The sequence below is a fragment of the Bacillus sp. TH17 genome (assembly GCF_016651125.1).
GTDB classification, from domain to species: Bacteria; Bacillota; Bacilli; order Bacillales; family Bacillaceae_G; genus Bacillus_A; species Bacillus_A mycoides.
This window is the reverse complement of sequence record NZ_JAEKEN010000003.1, coordinates 296,374-312,981: the sequence shown is the minus strand read 5'-3', so window position 1 is coordinate 312,981 and position 16,608 is coordinate 296,374. Positions and strand designations below refer to the sequence as shown.

Annotated in this window: 11 protein-coding genes and 4 pseudogenes; 12 read left to right on the top strand and 3 right to left on the bottom strand. The window is 33.5% G+C overall.

Annotated features, from left to right (window positions below):
- Window positions 1–828 precede the first annotated feature (828 nt).
- Together JFT95_RS27995 and ltrA are read left to right on the top strand one after the other, a co-directional pair.
- Window positions 829–1,338 (top strand): annotated as a pseudogene (locus JFT95_RS27995) (DUF6944 family repetitive protein).
- 723 nt (window positions 1,339–2,061) lie between these two features.
- Window positions 2,062–3,861, top strand: coding sequence for a group II intron reverse transcriptase/maturase (gene ltrA, locus JFT95_RS27985; RefSeq protein ID WP_201052093.1), 1,800 nt, complete (start codon window positions 2,062–2,064; stop codon window positions 3,859–3,861).
- A gap of 406 nt (window positions 3,862–4,267) precedes the next feature.
- Here the strand turns inward: ltrA and JFT95_RS27980 are convergent.
- A pseudogene (locus JFT95_RS27980) lies at window positions 4,268–5,371 on the bottom strand (RNA-guided endonuclease TnpB family protein); the annotation flags it as partial.
- A 10-nt stretch (window positions 5,372–5,381) separates the two neighbouring features.
- Window positions 5,382–5,678: an IS200/IS605 family transposase gene (gene tnpA, locus JFT95_RS27975; protein WP_098169173.1), complete on the bottom strand. Its 297-nt coding sequence runs from the start codon at window positions 5,676–5,678 to the stop codon at window positions 5,382–5,384.
- A 641-nt stretch (window positions 5,679–6,319) separates the two neighbouring features.
- Here tnpA and JFT95_RS27970 point away from each other — a divergent pair.
- The 4 genes and pseudogenes from JFT95_RS27970 (at window position 6,320) to JFT95_RS27955 (ending at window position 8,129) form a co-directional block, all read left to right on the top strand.
- Window positions 6,320–6,517, top strand: coding sequence for a hypothetical protein (locus tag JFT95_RS27970; protein ID WP_002069589.1), 198 nt, complete (start codon window positions 6,320–6,322; stop codon window positions 6,515–6,517).
- Between the two features lie 350 nt (window positions 6,518–6,867).
- Window positions 6,868–7,101, top strand: coding sequence for a hypothetical protein (locus JFT95_RS27965; protein ID WP_098169172.1), 234 nt, complete (start codon window positions 6,868–6,870; stop codon window positions 7,099–7,101).
- A gap of 117 nt (window positions 7,102–7,218) precedes the next feature.
- On the top strand, window positions 7,219–7,383 hold the full coding sequence (locus tag JFT95_RS27960; RefSeq protein WP_201053883.1) for a hypothetical protein: 165 nt from the start codon (window positions 7,219–7,221) through the stop codon (window positions 7,381–7,383).
- 32 nt (window positions 7,384–7,415) lie between these two features.
- Window positions 7,416–8,129 (top strand): annotated as a pseudogene (locus JFT95_RS27955) (IS6 family transposase).
- Window positions 8,130–8,614: 485 nt separating this feature from the next.
- Here the strand turns inward: JFT95_RS27955 and JFT95_RS27950 are convergent.
- Window positions 8,615–9,904 (bottom strand): glycosyltransferase family 2 protein, encoded by a 1,290-nt coding sequence (locus JFT95_RS27950; RefSeq protein WP_098168522.1) that lies wholly within the window; start codon window positions 9,902–9,904, stop codon window positions 8,615–8,617.
- 307 nt (window positions 9,905–10,211) lie between these two features.
- On the opposite strand from JFT95_RS27950, the pseudogene JFT95_RS27945 reads away from it, so the two are divergent.
- From JFT95_RS27945 to JFT95_RS27920, 6 genes and pseudogenes are all read left to right on the top strand, one after another.
- Window positions 10,212–10,974 (top strand): annotated as a pseudogene (locus JFT95_RS27945) (glycosyltransferase family 2 protein); the annotation flags it as partial.
- Window positions 10,975–10,980: 6 nt separating this feature from the next.
- Window positions 10,981–12,384 (top strand): CDP-glycerol glycerophosphotransferase family protein, encoded by a 1,404-nt coding sequence (locus JFT95_RS27940; RefSeq protein ID WP_113938470.1) that lies wholly within the window; start codon window positions 10,981–10,983, stop codon window positions 12,382–12,384.
- A gap of 33 nt (window positions 12,385–12,417) precedes the next feature.
- Window positions 12,418–13,443: an SDR family NAD(P)-dependent oxidoreductase gene (locus JFT95_RS27935; protein ID WP_201053881.1), complete on the top strand. Its 1,026-nt coding sequence runs from the start codon at window positions 12,418–12,420 to the stop codon at window positions 13,441–13,443.
- Complete coding sequence (locus tag JFT95_RS27930; protein ID WP_201053879.1) at window positions 13,440–14,402, top strand: dTDP-glucose 4,6-dehydratase; 963 nt, start codon at window positions 13,440–13,442, stop codon at window positions 14,400–14,402. Before JFT95_RS27935 ends, JFT95_RS27930 begins: the two co-directional genes overlap by 4 nt.
- On the top strand, window positions 14,402–15,607 hold the full coding sequence (gene pseC, locus JFT95_RS27925; RefSeq protein WP_002069610.1) for a UDP-4-amino-4,6-dideoxy-N-acetyl-beta-L-altrosamine transaminase: 1,206 nt from the start codon (window positions 14,402–14,404) through the stop codon (window positions 15,605–15,607). The genes JFT95_RS27930 and pseC overlap by 1 nt, the downstream gene beginning before the upstream one ends.
- Window positions 15,608–16,603 (top strand): cytidylyltransferase domain-containing protein, encoded by a 996-nt coding sequence (locus tag JFT95_RS27920; RefSeq protein WP_151304150.1) that lies wholly within the window; start codon window positions 15,608–15,610, stop codon window positions 16,601–16,603.
- Window positions 16,604–16,608: the final 5 nt, after the last annotated feature.

The following is a 16,608-nucleotide window of genomic DNA, read 5'->3' as shown; positions in this document are numbered from 1 at the left end:
TAGTGGTAAATGTGTCCAAATGAATGGGGCATCATTTTGAACAAAAACACTATTTGATTTCAAATGAAAAACAGCTAGCAAAAGCTAACTGCTCAGTCTTGAAGGAAGTCTCGATTAGTAAGGTTACACACAAGAGATTTCCGGCTGTTTAACAGCCTATCTGTAGTATTGACGGAATATTAAGTTTTATTCAGGGAAGATTATATTTTACAAATTAGATTATGATAGTCGATATTCTCCATATTGACCAGAAAAGAACCAAAAATTCTATTGAAATTCCAAGTCTTCTTTTCCTAGTTTTTTGAAATTTTTTTATTAAATAGCCAACAGCACTAATTGCTATAAGAATGAAAAGAATAAGTTCTAGTGTAACTGGCATTTGATCTACTCCTAATCTTTTAATTTAATTCAGTATATAACGATTATAAGATATTTTTGTGGTTAGTGGTGAAAAATTAAACAAAACCATCTCTTTACGAAAAAAGGTCCTGTTGTCTCCAACAGAACCTCTCCTAAAATGGCAAAGAGTAACTCTTACCTTACTCTTTGTTCATATACTACAGGAGTTTTAATGAAAATCCAAGGCTCCTTATATTGAGAAATAAAGAAGAATCATTCTAAAGAATCTTATATTTGTTATAAATATAAGAGCAGTTAGCAAAAACTAACTGCTCATCTCCAAGGGGGAACAAGGAGAAAAATCTAATGTCATCTATATTATTGACGTAATATTTAGTTTTATTCAAGGGGAGAGAAGTAGGATATTAACATGGATATGCGCAAATTCATATCCTGTAAGTAATAAATTAATGACGGGGTAGATTGAGAATGGATGATCCGATTAAGGAGATAGTTGGCGCTTGGTTTGTTGCAGTAGGGACAATTATTGCTGCGATTGGGAGTACACCTTTAAAAAGATTGAAAAGCGAATTAAGAAAAGACTTGAACATATGGGGGAATGTATTACAGGCAACGGGGAACGGTCTGGAAGCTGATGGACAAGGAGAAATATCCCTTGAATTGATTGGTAACGAAATCCAATCAATTGGTAATGTAACGGTTCTAACAGGACTCATTATAGACTTTGAAGATGAAACACAAAAAAAATTAGTAATTGCAGGGAATTGGATACAAGCATTAGGTGGTGTTACATCAATAGGTGGGATATAGGAATTGAAAGCTAGTCGGGATAAAGTGGAGGAAATTTCGGAAGGTGATGAGGAGGATGGACAACTTATAGTGATTACGGGGAGTTGGGTCCAAGCAGTCGGTTCAGTAGTTTCATTAATTGGTCAAATAAGAGAAGAAAGCCAAGAGATAGAAGAAAATAATTCATAGAGAACTTAATAAAATAATCCTTTGTGCGACACGTTTCCTCATAAGTGTGCAAACACGAAGTAGGAGGGTTATTAATTTGATAACAACAACTGTTTGACTGAAAGTAGGAATGAAAGCCGTCAGGTTGAGCTGAAACTACTTATCTAATACTCCTACATGCAAGGCGTGATAGTAGTCACAAATTGTATGAAGCTAGGTGAAGTCGGCTGAACAAAACCTAAGTGAGAAATCATATGGTAATGGATAGGTCGGGATGCTACAAAATATCTATGGTGAGAATGTCTAAAATAACGGACTGGCGAACTTGCGAATGTACGGGTCTAAATTATTAATACAATAGAAATTTGTATGTCGTCAATGATGACGTTATCTACCGAAAAGTAAGAGTAAAGGATACGAAATTCGGAACATCTAACGATGAGGGTGTAAAGATAACAGGCTTAAAGCAAGCACCTAAGGATATATGTATAGCTAAGTCAATCGGAACGTGGTAAGCAAGAAACTGTCACCAACGCCTACTAGCGGACAGATGCATATAAGGTTCTAACGAACCGAAATTGCTTCATTCTTGTGAAGGTGGGGACAAAGTACCGACGAAGCATGTAACGAATGTGGAGGGATAGTCCCTAGTCTTGTTCTTTGAAAACTAAATTAACTAGATGTAACTCACAGGATCGAGTAAGATGATGGGACTTTTCGTAAGAAAGGGGAAATAATACATCGGTGAGTACAACATTACGACATGCAGAATATTACGATATACAAAAAGTGTTCGATGATTTATACCAACGTAGTGAAAATAACGCTACTAAAGGTGTAAATCTATATAAATACATCATATCAAAAGAAAATATTCTATTGGCATATAGAAGTATAAAGGCTAACAGTGGTTCTAAAACTGAAGGAACAGATGGTATCACAATCGACCATTATAAAATGGAAGATGTAAATTCCTTCGTTGACGATATTAGAAAAACTCTCACAAATTACAAACCAAATACGGTACGTAGGGTAGAAATACCTAAACCTAATGGGAAGAAACGCCCATTAGGAATCCCTACAATGAGAGATAGATTGATTCAACAAATGTTCAAACAGGTTCTAGAACCAATATGCGAGGCAAAATTCCACAAGCATTCATATGGATTCAGACCTAACAGGTCAACACACCATGCAATGGCTAGGTGTCAATATCTGATAAACAGAGGAAGATTTAGTCACGTAGTAGACATTGATATACAAGGTTTCTTTGACAACGTGAACCATTCCAAGTTATTAAAACAACTATACAACATAGGCATAACTGATAAAAGGGTGCTGACAATTATCTCTAAAATGTTAAAAGCACCAATCAAAGGAAAAGGTATTCCTACAAAAGGAACTCCGCAAGGAGGAATCCTAAGCCCATTACTTAGTAATGTTGTATTAAACGATTTGGATTGGTGGATATCTAGGCAATGGGAGAATATTAAAACAAGAAGACCATACACAACAGCAACCAAAAATCCATTGCTGATAAAAACAAAATTGAAGAAAATGCATATCGTTAGATACGCAGATGATTTTAAAATATTTACTAACAATCATCAATCTGCAATCAAAATATTCCATGCAGTAGAAGGTTATCTTAAAAATCAATTAAACCTTAATATATCTAATGAAAAATCGACTATAACTAACCTAAAAAGAAAATCTTCCGATTTTCTGGGGTTCTCTATCAAATCTGTTAAAAAGCGCGAAAGATATGTGGCAAACACACATGTAAGCGAGAAAAAGAAAAAGGATATCCTTGAAAAAGCAAAGACAAGGATTAAAGCAATTCAAAAAAGCCCATCAGGGAAAACAGTACAGGACTATAACTCTTATGTGCTTGGTATAAAAAATTATTACAAAATTGCAACACATGTAACTATAGACTTTGCTGAAATAGCCTTTCGTCTCTCGAAAACTTTGTTTAATCGTCTAAAGTCAATAGGGAAATATAAGATTCCTACCAATGCGAATGCATTATACAAAAGAACTCATAGGAACAATTATAGAACCTTTGAAATAGCAGGCAATCATGTATATCCACTAGCGGACATACAAACACGATTCCCTCAAAGTTTTAGTCAAGACATATGCAATTATACTAAGCAAGGAAGACAAAAACTCATCAAAATCCTAAAAGGTAACATTGCCAATGAAATGCAAAAGATGTTGCTATCCTCCAATAAAGGACAAAGCATGGAGTATACAGATAACAGAATATCCAGGTATTCCATGCAAAATGGTAAATGCGCTGTCATCGGAATCTTCTTAATAGCTGAAGATGTGCACTGTCACCATAAAATACCGAAAGGTATGGGAGGAACTGACGAGTTTAATAACCTGATTATTGTACATGAATTTGTCCACAGATTGATTCACGCTACAAATGACGAGACGATTAGAACATATATGAGAATTCTTCAATTGAACGATAAACAATTGAAGAAAATAAACAAACTCCGTAAAGCTTGTAATCTAGTTACTTTAGTATAAAAGGATAAGATGGGGCGCTGTATGCGATGAAAGTCGCACGTACAGTGCTAAGCGGGGGAAAAGATGGAGATAACTTCAAAGTCTTACCTATCGCAACTATTAGAAAGTGAGATTAGCAGTTGATTAAAAAGAAAAAGACTAAACCTCTTAAAAATAAACAAAAAGTGAAAGTACAGAAAAAGAGGAAACCGAAGATTAAGAGCAAGCCGATCACGATTGATGGTATATAGTTTGATTCTAAAACTGAGTCGGAGTATTACATGTACGTGAACTACCCGCCACTTAACGTCCTAACGGACTGTTTGAAGTGGGGGTTTCTCGGTTAGTCGTTACTTTTGATAGCTAACGAATTCGTCCTAAGACAGCCGAGCTAACTCCCTTGTTCCAAAGGTTATTTTATTGCTATTTACGCTAACACTAATAGACGTATTGCTTCATTTTTGATATTGATAGCTGCGTTATAATCTCTATCGAGATTTACACCGCATATACAAGAATATACTCGTTCAGACAATGACATGTTTTTTACATTTCCACAACTGCTACATGTTTTTGTGGAAGGAAACCATTTGTCTATTTTCATAAGTTGTTTTCCTTGTTCGTATAGTTTATAAGCTAAAAAAGAAGTGAACATTCCCCAACTATTGTCAGCGACACTTTTTCCAAAATGAAGTGCTTGCGACATTCCTTTCATGTTTAGATCTTCAATAGCTACAACATCAAAATGAGTAGCCAACTCTTTAGACTCATGATGAAGGAAATTCTTACGTTGGTTAGCTACTTTCTCATGTAACTTAGCTACACGAATACGTTGTTTATTCCAACGCTCAGACCCTTTATTGCGTCTTGCTAATACTCGTTGTGCCTTTGCTAATCGGTCTAACATGTTACGATAGAACTTAGGATAATTGGCTTTCTCACCCTCAGAACTAACATATAATCCATCCATCGCAAAGTCTAATCCAACAACTGTTTCTACTTCTTTTTGTACAACCTCTTTTTCGTATTCAGTCAAGATGGACACATAGTATTTACCAGTAGGTGTCATAGAAATCGTACATGACTTGATCATATAATCTTGTGGTATCTCTCTATGCTGTTTGATACGTACCATTTTCAGTTTTGGCAATTTGATATGACCATTAAGCAACATAATATTTCCGTTTACTACATTCGTTGTATAAGACTTTCTGTCTTTTTTACTTTTGAATGTTGGGAAGTCATTTTGACCACTAAAGAAATTCTTATAGGCAGTTTGCAAGTGTAGTTGAGCATTTGCCAAAGCTAATGAATCAACTTCTTTTAACCACTCAAATTCTGCTTTATATTTCGCAGGAGTTGGAAGCTTTTGTTTCTTTAGTTGTTCCTTATCATCTTTGTATTTTTCGTACGCTTCTTTCCGTTCAGCTAACATTCTGTTATACACGAAACGTACACAACCGAAGGTTTTACGCATAAGATATGCTTGTTCTTCTGTTGGATACAAACGGAATTTATATGCTTTATCATATCATTTCACCTCACTTTTCAATATATTTCTTTACTACATCTATTGGAGAACCACCAGTAGTTAGTAAGCAAAAACTTCTTGACCAAAACAACTCTTTCCAAAGTTTCTTTTTCACTTGTGGAAAGTCTCTCTTGATTATTCGAGAACTTGCACTCTTATAAGCATTGATGAATTTTGTCATTTCTGTATTCGGATGTGCCTTGAACAAAATATGAACATCATCAAACACATTTCTTCTGTATTTTACGACCAACACAAGATGATAATACAACAAGAACACTGAATGATTATTGCTGTATAATTTCATTGATATACCAACCTTTGTACTTTATAAGACTGATTATATCAGAGGCAGAATAAAAAGCAAAGCCTTTTGGCTACGCCAAACCGAAATTCATCTCCCACCTACCGCTGGGCTACGCCCTTCACGCGCTTGAGGAAGGAGAATTCTTTCAAGGAATTCGTTAAAACTAGATCGGCACCAATTGGATATGATGGTTTGATTGAATGAACTGCATGTCATAAAAGAAGGAAAGTCTAAATTATATTAGTAATTGCTACCGACAATCACCGATATAAGTCAGGCTGTTCTTCTTAAACGATTAACCGAGCAGAGAGCTTCCGCTCTTTGTTTGAGCCAATACAGCTGAACATTCCCCTCAGTTTTATGTGTTGGTTCAAACAAGGCGTAGGAAGAAACATATGCGTTTGGATATAAATCTTTTATAATTCGAAATTGGCGAAAATGACATTAAGTAGCCGACTCTACGGAGTATAAACGAGAAGACTGAGAGTATCTAGAATAGCAGAGGCTTGAAGAGATACTTATTGCCATTTGTTCTCTCTCTTCCCCTTCAGGAGCTGTCACTTCGGTGATGGCTTTTTGTTTTGTAGGATATTCTTCTTTTCTGTCGAATAGATAGATTGGGAGAGGTGGGGAATAAGTAAATGAAAAAATTTATAATAAGCATAGAAGCAGTCGATGGTAAACAACACGAATTTGAAATTGAGTATAAAAAGACAGTAACAGTTGCTGCTATAGAAAATTCTATACAAGCAAGAGAAGCAAGATTCTTCAGATTTGGAGATCGTATGGTTAATTTGGACAATGTATTCTCTTTAGTGGTAAAAGAGAAGAAGGATTAAATACAAAAAAAGCATCCAAAAAGGGTACTTTTTTCTTTGTTATATAGAAATTACACATTAACCATTAAGCATATTAGGGAATATCGAGCATAGAATGATATGACACACCACGATATCAAGTTTATTGCTGCGTTTTAGTGTTACCTCTATGTTCACGAAAGGGCACCTGGATAAGGTGCCTTTTTGATGAACTATTTTGATAAAGAAATCATATAGTATAGTGTAGGACAAGTTAACCGCTTATATCCTATTCAATGCTCATCGAGAAGTCCATTCACATATTTTAGCATCTACTGACGTGGGTGCTCTTTTTTATTGAGCAAAATGTACATTTAAATAGAAGGTTAATGGTGGGTGTAACATTAGAGGAATTAGAAAAGTGTTTTAATGAAGCTGTAAATGAAGAAGCAGAGTATGTAGTTGTTCAGATTGAAATGGATGGATTTCCTAGCGAGGAAGTAATTATTAGCGACAAACATAACATTGATTCTAAACTAGCTTATTATAAGAAAACGTACAATGAAGATTTAGAACATAGATACACTCCAGGAATTTGTATTGTAGGTTTTGCGTATGGTTATTAGTTCTCAGGAATCCTACGTGAATTAGGATTGTTGGTGAAGTAGTGATGAAACCAATAGCAATTATCGTAGGCGCTGCCGTCTTGTTTGTTGTTAAGGGGATGATAAGGGGTGAGGGGAATGTGGGGTCCAACAAGTTTTAAGGATGTTTTAGAGATTATTTGGTACTACAAGTGGGAGTTTTTCAAAGCACTACTTCCTATAGGGATTCCAGTATTTTCACTTGAATTAGGAACGGGTTGGCTGGTTCTGGTGCAAAAAATCTATAAAACTTGGACATACTGATATTACTACTCTAGAAAAGGTGTTTGATCAGTATGAAAAAGGAAAATTTGTTCAAATGGAAGCATTATCAGCCTGATATAATTTTGTTAACGGTAAGATGGTGATGGTACCTACGGTATAACCTCAGTTTTCGTGATTTGGTGGAAATGATGAAGGAACGGGGCTTATCTATTTCTCATACCACGATTATGCGTTGGGTTCATCAGTATGGCCCGGAATTGGACAAACGAATTCGTCGTCACCTTAAGCAAACCAATGACTCTTGGAGAGTTGATGAAACATATATAAAAGTTAAAGGGCAATGGATGTACCTGTACCGTGCTGTTGATTCGAAAGGAAACACAATCGGTTTTTGTCTAAGCAAAACAAGAGACCGAAAGGCTGCAAAGCGCTTTTTCAAGAAAGCTTTGCGGTCTTTTCATGTATCAAAGCCACGTGTGATAACAGTCGATAAGAATCCGGCTTATCCAAGAGAAATTGAACTGTTGAAAAAAGAAAAAAGCATACCTGATGGTATGCAACTTAGACAACAAAAGTACTTGAATAATATAGTAGAACAAGATCATCGCTTTATAAAGAAGCGTATCCGTTCTATGCTAGGGCTCAAATCTTTTGACACAGCTATATCCATTCTTTCTGGAGTAGAAGCCATGCATATGATTAAAAAAGAACAGATTAATTTACGGAACCAGTCTATCCAAAATCAGAAAGAATTCGTCCATCAATTGTTTGGACTTGTAGCATAAGATACGATTCTGTTAGGAATATATATGCTTTATTCTCTTTTACTTTATTTTTGCACCAGAACCTAAAAGAATCAATGGGAAAATCAGAACTATTTGAGAAAGAAAAAATAAAAAAAAGAAGTGACTGTTTTGACAGAATTGAGAGAGTCATAATGGTACATCAAAACTTCATGAAGAGAAGAAGTGCACCTATTATCATATAGAATTTGTTGTGAAAGATGAAAGAAACAAGCATGCAATAATGATGAAGTATGGCATTATATATATTTCTTATTATTCGATAGGATGATGTTATCTGCATTACTAATATTGATAGATGGTGACCCCTACTAGCAAGCTAAGGTTTTGAAGTACCCCCTAAATGAAAACTTTCTTTCTCTACAGGTAGATATTTTGAGAAAACAGCTCATTTTTTGGTTTTGGGGTGCTTACTTTTCTTAAGTTGATGGGCATGGGGATAGTACTTCTTGGCACAATCTCGTTTGTCAGTCTTCTTGGTACTCTTCAGCTAAGTGAGATGGATATGATGAAATAGGAGGACCAATTTTAAAGTAGGATAAGCTAGTTTTTGAAATCGGTATACAGTTCTTTAATAGATACAGTTTTTGTAACATGTCTTTATCTATTGGGTGAAGCATGCGATCTGTCATAATGAAATAATTGTGATGATAGATAAATACTTTCCCTTCAGGTAGAATCGTGTAATTAGATAATTTCGGGTAAATAGGTGGTCCATCTGAAAATTCATCTAAATTACGTTGCGAAACTTTAATAATTTCTTGAGCTGAAAATTTAAACTTGCGAAATGCTGTAGTGTTAATAAATGGACGTTTTTGATTATTTTCTATATAAAATAATTCTCCTTTTTCATTTTTTACAACACGTAAATTTGGAATGGGTTCTGTAAGAGATATAGGTGGTCCTTCTGTGTATTTGTAAATAAATGGTTCAGGTATTGGGACAATTTGATTTTGATTATATTTGAAGTAAGAAAGCATTTCTTTTGATATGGGCCTACGTTTATAATTATCAACTAAAAATACGTCACCTTGTGAATTTCTAAGCAATATACCATTTAAATCTTTAGATGGGAGGTTGGCATATAGATTTTGGAAGGAAAAAGGTGTTTTGAAAGTAATATCGAGCACTTTGTTAATAGGATAGAAAGGTTGGAATGTATTTAGACGTTTCCAAAACATTGCATCTCCGTTAAACCAATATAGAGAATCGGTCTCCCAATAATTACTGTATTTTTGATAAACCTTTAATAAAATTCTTCTTGTATGCATAACTGAACAGTGATCCACAACATTTGCAGCTGTATATAAAATTTCCGAGGCTTTTCTTACATATTCATGAGTAGGTTGTAGATTATAATCAACACATTTTACGTGCTGAGAAGAATACACCACATCTATTTCAGGACTTTTTTGTAAGAAAGATAACATTTCAGCTAATCTATTTGGAACGTACATAGTATCATCGGTTAAATAGCAAATATAATCTCCGCATGTTAATGGAAGCGCCTCATTAATGAGCGTTGCATATCTTGTGGTTTTATATCTTTCATTACCTTGTATAAAACTATTCTTATAATAAATTCGAGGGTCATCTAAATACTTTTTTATGATATTTATAGTATCTGGATAAGAGTTATCATCCATAATAAAAAGTTCCCATTCTTTAAAAGTTTGCATCTGAACACTTTCAATAACTTGATTAATTAAAGAAGGTTTATTATAGCTAGTGAGGATAATTGAAATTAGGGGTTTCAAAGTTGTCACCTCTTGTGAGAATTTTGGATAGCTTAATATTTTCAGGTGAATATTAATTGAATCTTTGGAGTTAGTTGTTTCTAACTATTGATATTTTCTTTTTTGTACTTAAATAGTTTATTACTTGTTCATAGATATGGTATAGACTATAGCGGATTATAAAAAAGATGCATGGGCAAATAAAATAGCTACTTTATCATTTTATTACATATATAAATCTTTTTTAAAATTATCGGAACGGTTCGTCCTTTCTCTTTATATAATAACGTAACTATTTTTTATTTAATGATAAGGAGGAGAGTAATATTTGCCTAAAATTACAGTTATTATGACGAGTTATAATAAGCCCACATTTGTAGAAAAATCGATATTAAGTGTATTAAACCAAACTTTCCAAGATTTTGAACTTTTTATTATGGATGATGATTCTAACGAACTGACTCAGAAAGTGATTCAACCATTCATAAACAAGAAAAATGTACACTTTTATAAAAGTAATGTAGCCCATATTTCTGAACGAACAAAAAAGTCAGATATGCTGCTTTAATTAACGAGGCACTTAAACATGCAAAAGGGGAGTATATTACTTATATTACAGATGATAATCAATACGAAAAAGAGCGACTTAAAATGATGTCTAGTTATCTTGATGAGAATAAAGATGTTCAAATTGTATATTCTGCATCAAAAACGATCCATCTAGATGAATCAGATTTACCTATCAAAACTGTTGAAAGGCCTGCAAAAAAAGTCACTAATAATGCGCCATGCGCAATTGATCATTGTTCTATAATGCATAGAGCATCTGTTTTGCCGATTCTTGAAAAAAGGTGGAGTACTTACTGGGATGAAGACCCTCAGTTTTATCGTATAGGAGATGCACGCTTTTTTGGAGATTAAATCATTATTGGGATTTTTATCCTTTAGATGAAATTTTAGATATCAATTATATTACTTCACATTCAATACATGCGCAGTTATTTGCGGAAGAAAAAAATGAATTTGTACAATTATTACCATCACAAAGAACATGTAAAGAATTAAGAGAAGACTTAAGAAAAAAAGAGGGTGAAATATTGAGTGACATCTATTTGAAAAATTACTGGTTATTAAATCTAGAATATATAAATGTTTTTTCTGAATTAAAGCATTATAATGTTCCTTTACCATTACTGAGTAATTTCTATCAATATTTGGACGAAGATGTAAAAAATAAAATGAAAGAAAAAGATTTTTATAAACAACTGTCAATTGAACCTATAGAGGAAACACAGTTGCAGTTAGAGTTTGAAAAAAGAATGTCTTCATTTCAATCAAAGATAAAAAGAATAAATCAAAATGGAGTGATTCTCCTGAATTCAGATTATCTCCGTTTTTCAGTAAGTAATTTTACTCACTTTAATCCAAATCATACAAAGATATTAACTAGATCAAAAAAGACAGAACTTTATGGTCTTCCTACAATTTGTGCACCAGATTATATAAATAAAGCCCCTAATACTGCACATGTTTTCATCGAAAAGGCTAAAAAAATTTATTCAAAGTTTAATAAACATCCACTATTTTCAAACATGTTTTTTCAAAAAAAATTACTCAGTGACCTCCCTATTATGATTGAGAAACTTAATATGGCATATTTCATATTTAAAGAACAAGTTATTTCTGGTGTGATTGTTGGCACAACGGAGGATATAGCAAGCAGAGCTCTTACTTTTCTATCTAAAAGTGAAGGGATACCGAGTTATTGTCTTCAGCATGGTGCGATAATGGGTGAAGAAGCATACTTTCCAGTTTTCGCTACAAAACAGGTTGTATATGGAAGATATGAACGAGATTGGTACCTTCAAAAAGGGGTCAGTGAATCTCAAATTGAGGTTATAGGGCATCCCAGATATGATGATATCTTCGATAGGGTATATATGGATAAAAAGAATCTTTTTAAACAATTAAAAATAGACCCCTCTACAAAAGTAGTTTTTATTGCAACCCAGCCATTTAAAACTTCATTTTATATCGAATTGACAGAAGAATTAGTTAAAGATAAAAATATCACAGTTATTATAAAGCCTCATCCTTGGGAAAAAGGGCGTAACCTAGTGGGAGAATATGTTCGGTTAAGTAACGTATATCCTAATGTTAAATATATAACAAATGAAGTGAACATGTATGATGTTATTTTACATGCGAATCTTGTGGTTATTTCTAATTCAACAGTTGGGTTAGAGGCAATGTTATTAGATATACCTGTAGTTGTTTATAAATCGTTATTAGAGGATAGAGATTATAAGTATTACGATAAATTAGATTGGCTTGTAAATCACTCTATTGAAGATATGGTGGGCACGATTGAAAAGGTCCTAAACGATTCTTTGCAGTCAAGTCTAGCAAAAGAATTAAGACAACAATTTATTAGTGAAAATTATCCACAAGAAGTAAGCACCAAAAAGTTGCAAGGCTTAATTCAAAGCGCACAAGGATAAACATTATTTTAAAAAGAGGAGGTATTCATATCTATGTTTTTTAAAAATAAAAACGTTTTAATTATTGGTGGAACAGGAACAATTGGAAAAAGCATTCTTTCTAATGTTTTAGAGGGAAAGCCAAAAGTTATAAGAATTTTTAGTAGAAGTGAATATAATCAATTTTTATTACAAGAAGAGTTTAGGGGTAAAAATCAAAATATTCGCTATTTAATTGGGGATATTCGAAATTATGATCGCCTATATAGCGCAATGGAAAATATTGATTATGTGTTCCATGTTGCGGCGATGAAGCATGTTTCATTTTGTGAATATAATCCGTTTGAAGCGGTATTGACCAACATTTTTGGAACACAAAATGTAATAAAAGCAGCAATTGCCCAGAAAGTAAAAAAGGTGATTTTCACAAGCTCTGATAAAGCAATTTCACCAACAAATAATTATGGTGCAACAAAACTAACAGCTGAAAGATTGATAACATCAGCGGAATATTCAAAAGGATCTAGTGAAACAATATTTGCAAGTGTACGTTTCGGAAATGTTATGGGATCGAGAGGTTCTGTTATTCCCTTATTTGAAAATCAAATTAAAGAAAATCACAAAATAACTGTAACTGATCTTAGTATGAGCAGATTTATGATGACACTGAAACAAGCAACGATGTTAACCATTGAAGCAATGAAAATAGCAAAGGGCGGTGAAACTTTCATATTGAAAATGCCAGTTATTTCATTAAAAGATTTAAGTGAAGTGATGATAGAAGAAGTTACAAAGTTGTATAGTTTGTCCAAAGATAGTATTAAGATTGAAGAAATTGGATTAAAACCTGGTGAAAAAATGTATGAAGAACTTATGACACATGATGAATCTTTACAGGCTTTTGAATTACCGGATATGTTTATCATACCAAGTCCACTAAAAAAAGGTGCTCAATATGAAAATGCCAATAGCGCGAAGCCAGGATTTTATCGCTCAGATCATCAAGATGCGATTTCAAAAGAAGAACTTAGAAATTTGATTATAAACCAGCAACTACTAGCAGGAGGGGAGAAATTATGAAAATATTAGTAACTGGTGGTGCAGGATTTATTGGTAGGTGGGTTGTAAAGCGATTATTGCAAGATAAGCATGAAGTATGGATATTAGACAATTTAGCGAATTCAACTACAGCAAATATTATCGAGTTCGTTTATGATTTAAACTTGAAGCAATGTATACAAGGAGATATTAAAGATAAAAAATTGGTTGACCAATTATTTAAAAATCATTCATTTGACCTTTGTTATCATTTAGCAGCAAGTATTAATGTTCAAGATAGTATAGATGATGCTAGAACGACTTTTGAAAATGATACAATAGGTACTTTTAATTTGTTAGAACAATGTCATAAGCATAATGTCAAAATGGTCTTTATGAGTACTTGTATGGTATATGATAAAGCTACTAATGCACAAGGAATATCAGAATTAGACCCCATTAAACCAGCTTCTCCATATGCTGGATCAAAAATAGCTGCTGAAAATATGGTTCTATCTTACTATTATGCTTATAAGCTTCCAGTTGTGGTAATTCGTCCATTTAATACGTACGGACCATTCCAGAAAACTGGAGGTGAAGGTGGGGTTGTTGCCATTTTTATAAATAATAAATTAGATAAAATACCAGTAAATATTTATGGAGATGGGAAACAAACGAGAGACCTTTTATACGTTGAAGATTGTGCAGATTTCGTTGTGAAAGCAGGCTATTCTTCTAAAGCAAATGGTCATATTATCAACGCAGGAACAGGACAAGATATATCAATTAATAAATTAGCAGAATTGATTTCGGGAAATAAAGTAAGTATTCAACATGTAACTCATATCCATCCACAAAGTGAAATTCAAAAATTATTATGTAACTATGAAAAAGCAAAAACAATATTAAATTGGGAACCGAAAGTTTCTTTAGAAGATGGAGTTATTAAAACAGAAGAGTGGATTAAATCTTTAAAAATTAACCCTAAGGAGAAAGAATAATGGCCAGGGAAATTCTCGGTATACATGGGGGAAATCCTGTTAGAGGAACATATTTGCCTTATGGTCAACAACAAATTGATGACCATGATATTCAGGCAGTTATAGATATATTAAAAGGAGACTTTTTAACGACAGGACCAACGATTCAACAGTTTGAGGAGGCTATAGCAAAATACGTTGGGGCAAATTACGCTGTTTCTTTTTCAAGTGGTACAGCTGCTTTGCATGCTGCCTGCTATGCAGCTGGAATCACAGAGGGAGACGAAGTAATTACAACCTCAATGACATTTGTAGCAAGTGCAAATTGTATTTTATACCAGGGTGGAAAGCCAGTTTTCGCTGATATAGACTATGAAACATACAATATCAGTACTAAGTCTATAGAGGAAAAGATTACAAACAAAACAAAGGCTATTATTCCCGTACACTTTACTGGGCAGCCTGTAGAATTAGATAAAATAAAAAAAATAGCAAATGAGAATAACTTGATTATCATTGAAGATGCAGCACATGCATTAGGAGCCACTTATAAAAACCAAAAGATTGGTTCAATTGGTGATATGACAATGTTTAGCTTTCATCCTGTGAAACATATTACAACAGGAGAGGGTGGAGTAATTACTACAAATAATACTTTGCTTTATGAAAAGCTTGTTCAATTTCGTACACATGGAATTGAAAGGAATCCTCAAAAACTTCTTGATAATCATGGGCCTTGGTATTATGAAATGCAATTTTTGGGTTACAACTACAGGATGACTGATATACAGGCTGCTCTTGGCTTATCACAGTTAAGTAAATTAGATTCTTTTATTAAGATTAGAAAGAAATATGTAGACATTTATAATAAAGAATTTAATAGTTTACCTGAAATCATCATACCAAAGCAATTGCCCCAAACCCACTCAAGTTGGCACCTTTATATCATTCGGTTAAATACTAAATTATTAAAGGGTAATCGAAAAGAAATTTATGAGGCATTACAAAAAGAAAATATTGGTGTGAATGTGCACTATATACCCGTACATTTACAACCGTTTTATCAAAATTTGGGTTATAGAAAAGGCCTTTGTCCACAAGCCGAAAATTTATATGAGGAAATTATTACACTTCCTCTATTTCCTAAAATGACAAAAGGTGATGTAGGGGATGTAATAAAAGCAGTAAGAAAAGTTCTTTCGTTTTATAGAGTTGCTAAACATTAAATGAAAGGGGTGTTATTAGAATTGCGAAACAAAAAGTTGTTAAGAGCAGTAACAAAAGTTGATATAAAAAAAGGAGAAATCATTACAGCTAATAAAGTTGATATGGAACTAGGTATCGTTGAAAATGCACTGAACCAGCTTCAGTTTGAGGAATTATTACCTCAAGTAGCTTTATATAATTTGCAAGCAGGAACTCCATTAACGAAAGAGGTTATTGAACCTCCTAAAGTAGTAATTATTGTACTTTGTAGGTTAAAATCTACTAGGTTACCTTTAAAGGCAATATTGCCAATACATGGAGTTCCTTCCATTGAACGATGTCTTATAAATACATTAGCTATTCCAGGGAAACACCAGGTCATACTTGCTACTTCAGATATTGCACAAGATGATCCTTTGGAAAAATTTGATTTAGATGGGAAAGTTAAGATTTTCAGGGGTGATCCAGAAAATACCGCTGATCGCATATTCCAAGCTGCAAAACAAGAAAAGGCAAATATTGTAATACGGATTACCGGAGATTGCCCAGTTGTATCACCAGAAATTAATACTTTTTTACTAGATCAACATTTGAAAAGCGGTGCAGACTATACACAGGCAGAGTTAAGTACGTTACCTGTCGGAACAGCAGGCGATATTTTTACTTTAGAGGCAATCGAACGATTGCTACAAACCCCAAAAACTTTAACCTATGCAGAATACCTTCCGTTTTATTTTATTAATAATCCACATTTATTCCGGGTCAATATAGTAAAACTCCCTCCGCCATTTTGTTACCCTACTTGGAGGTTAACATTAGATGAACAACCAGATTTAGATATGTTCAATGAACTTTATAAAAGTCTGAATGTAAAATCTAAACCTTTATTTTTTCATCAAATAAAAGATTATATCCTTCGAAATCCTGAACTTATTCAAATCAATAGTCATGTGAAATTGAAATGGGCAAATCAACAATCATTAGTGGATGAGTTAAATAGAGAAACGAAATTATAAATTAA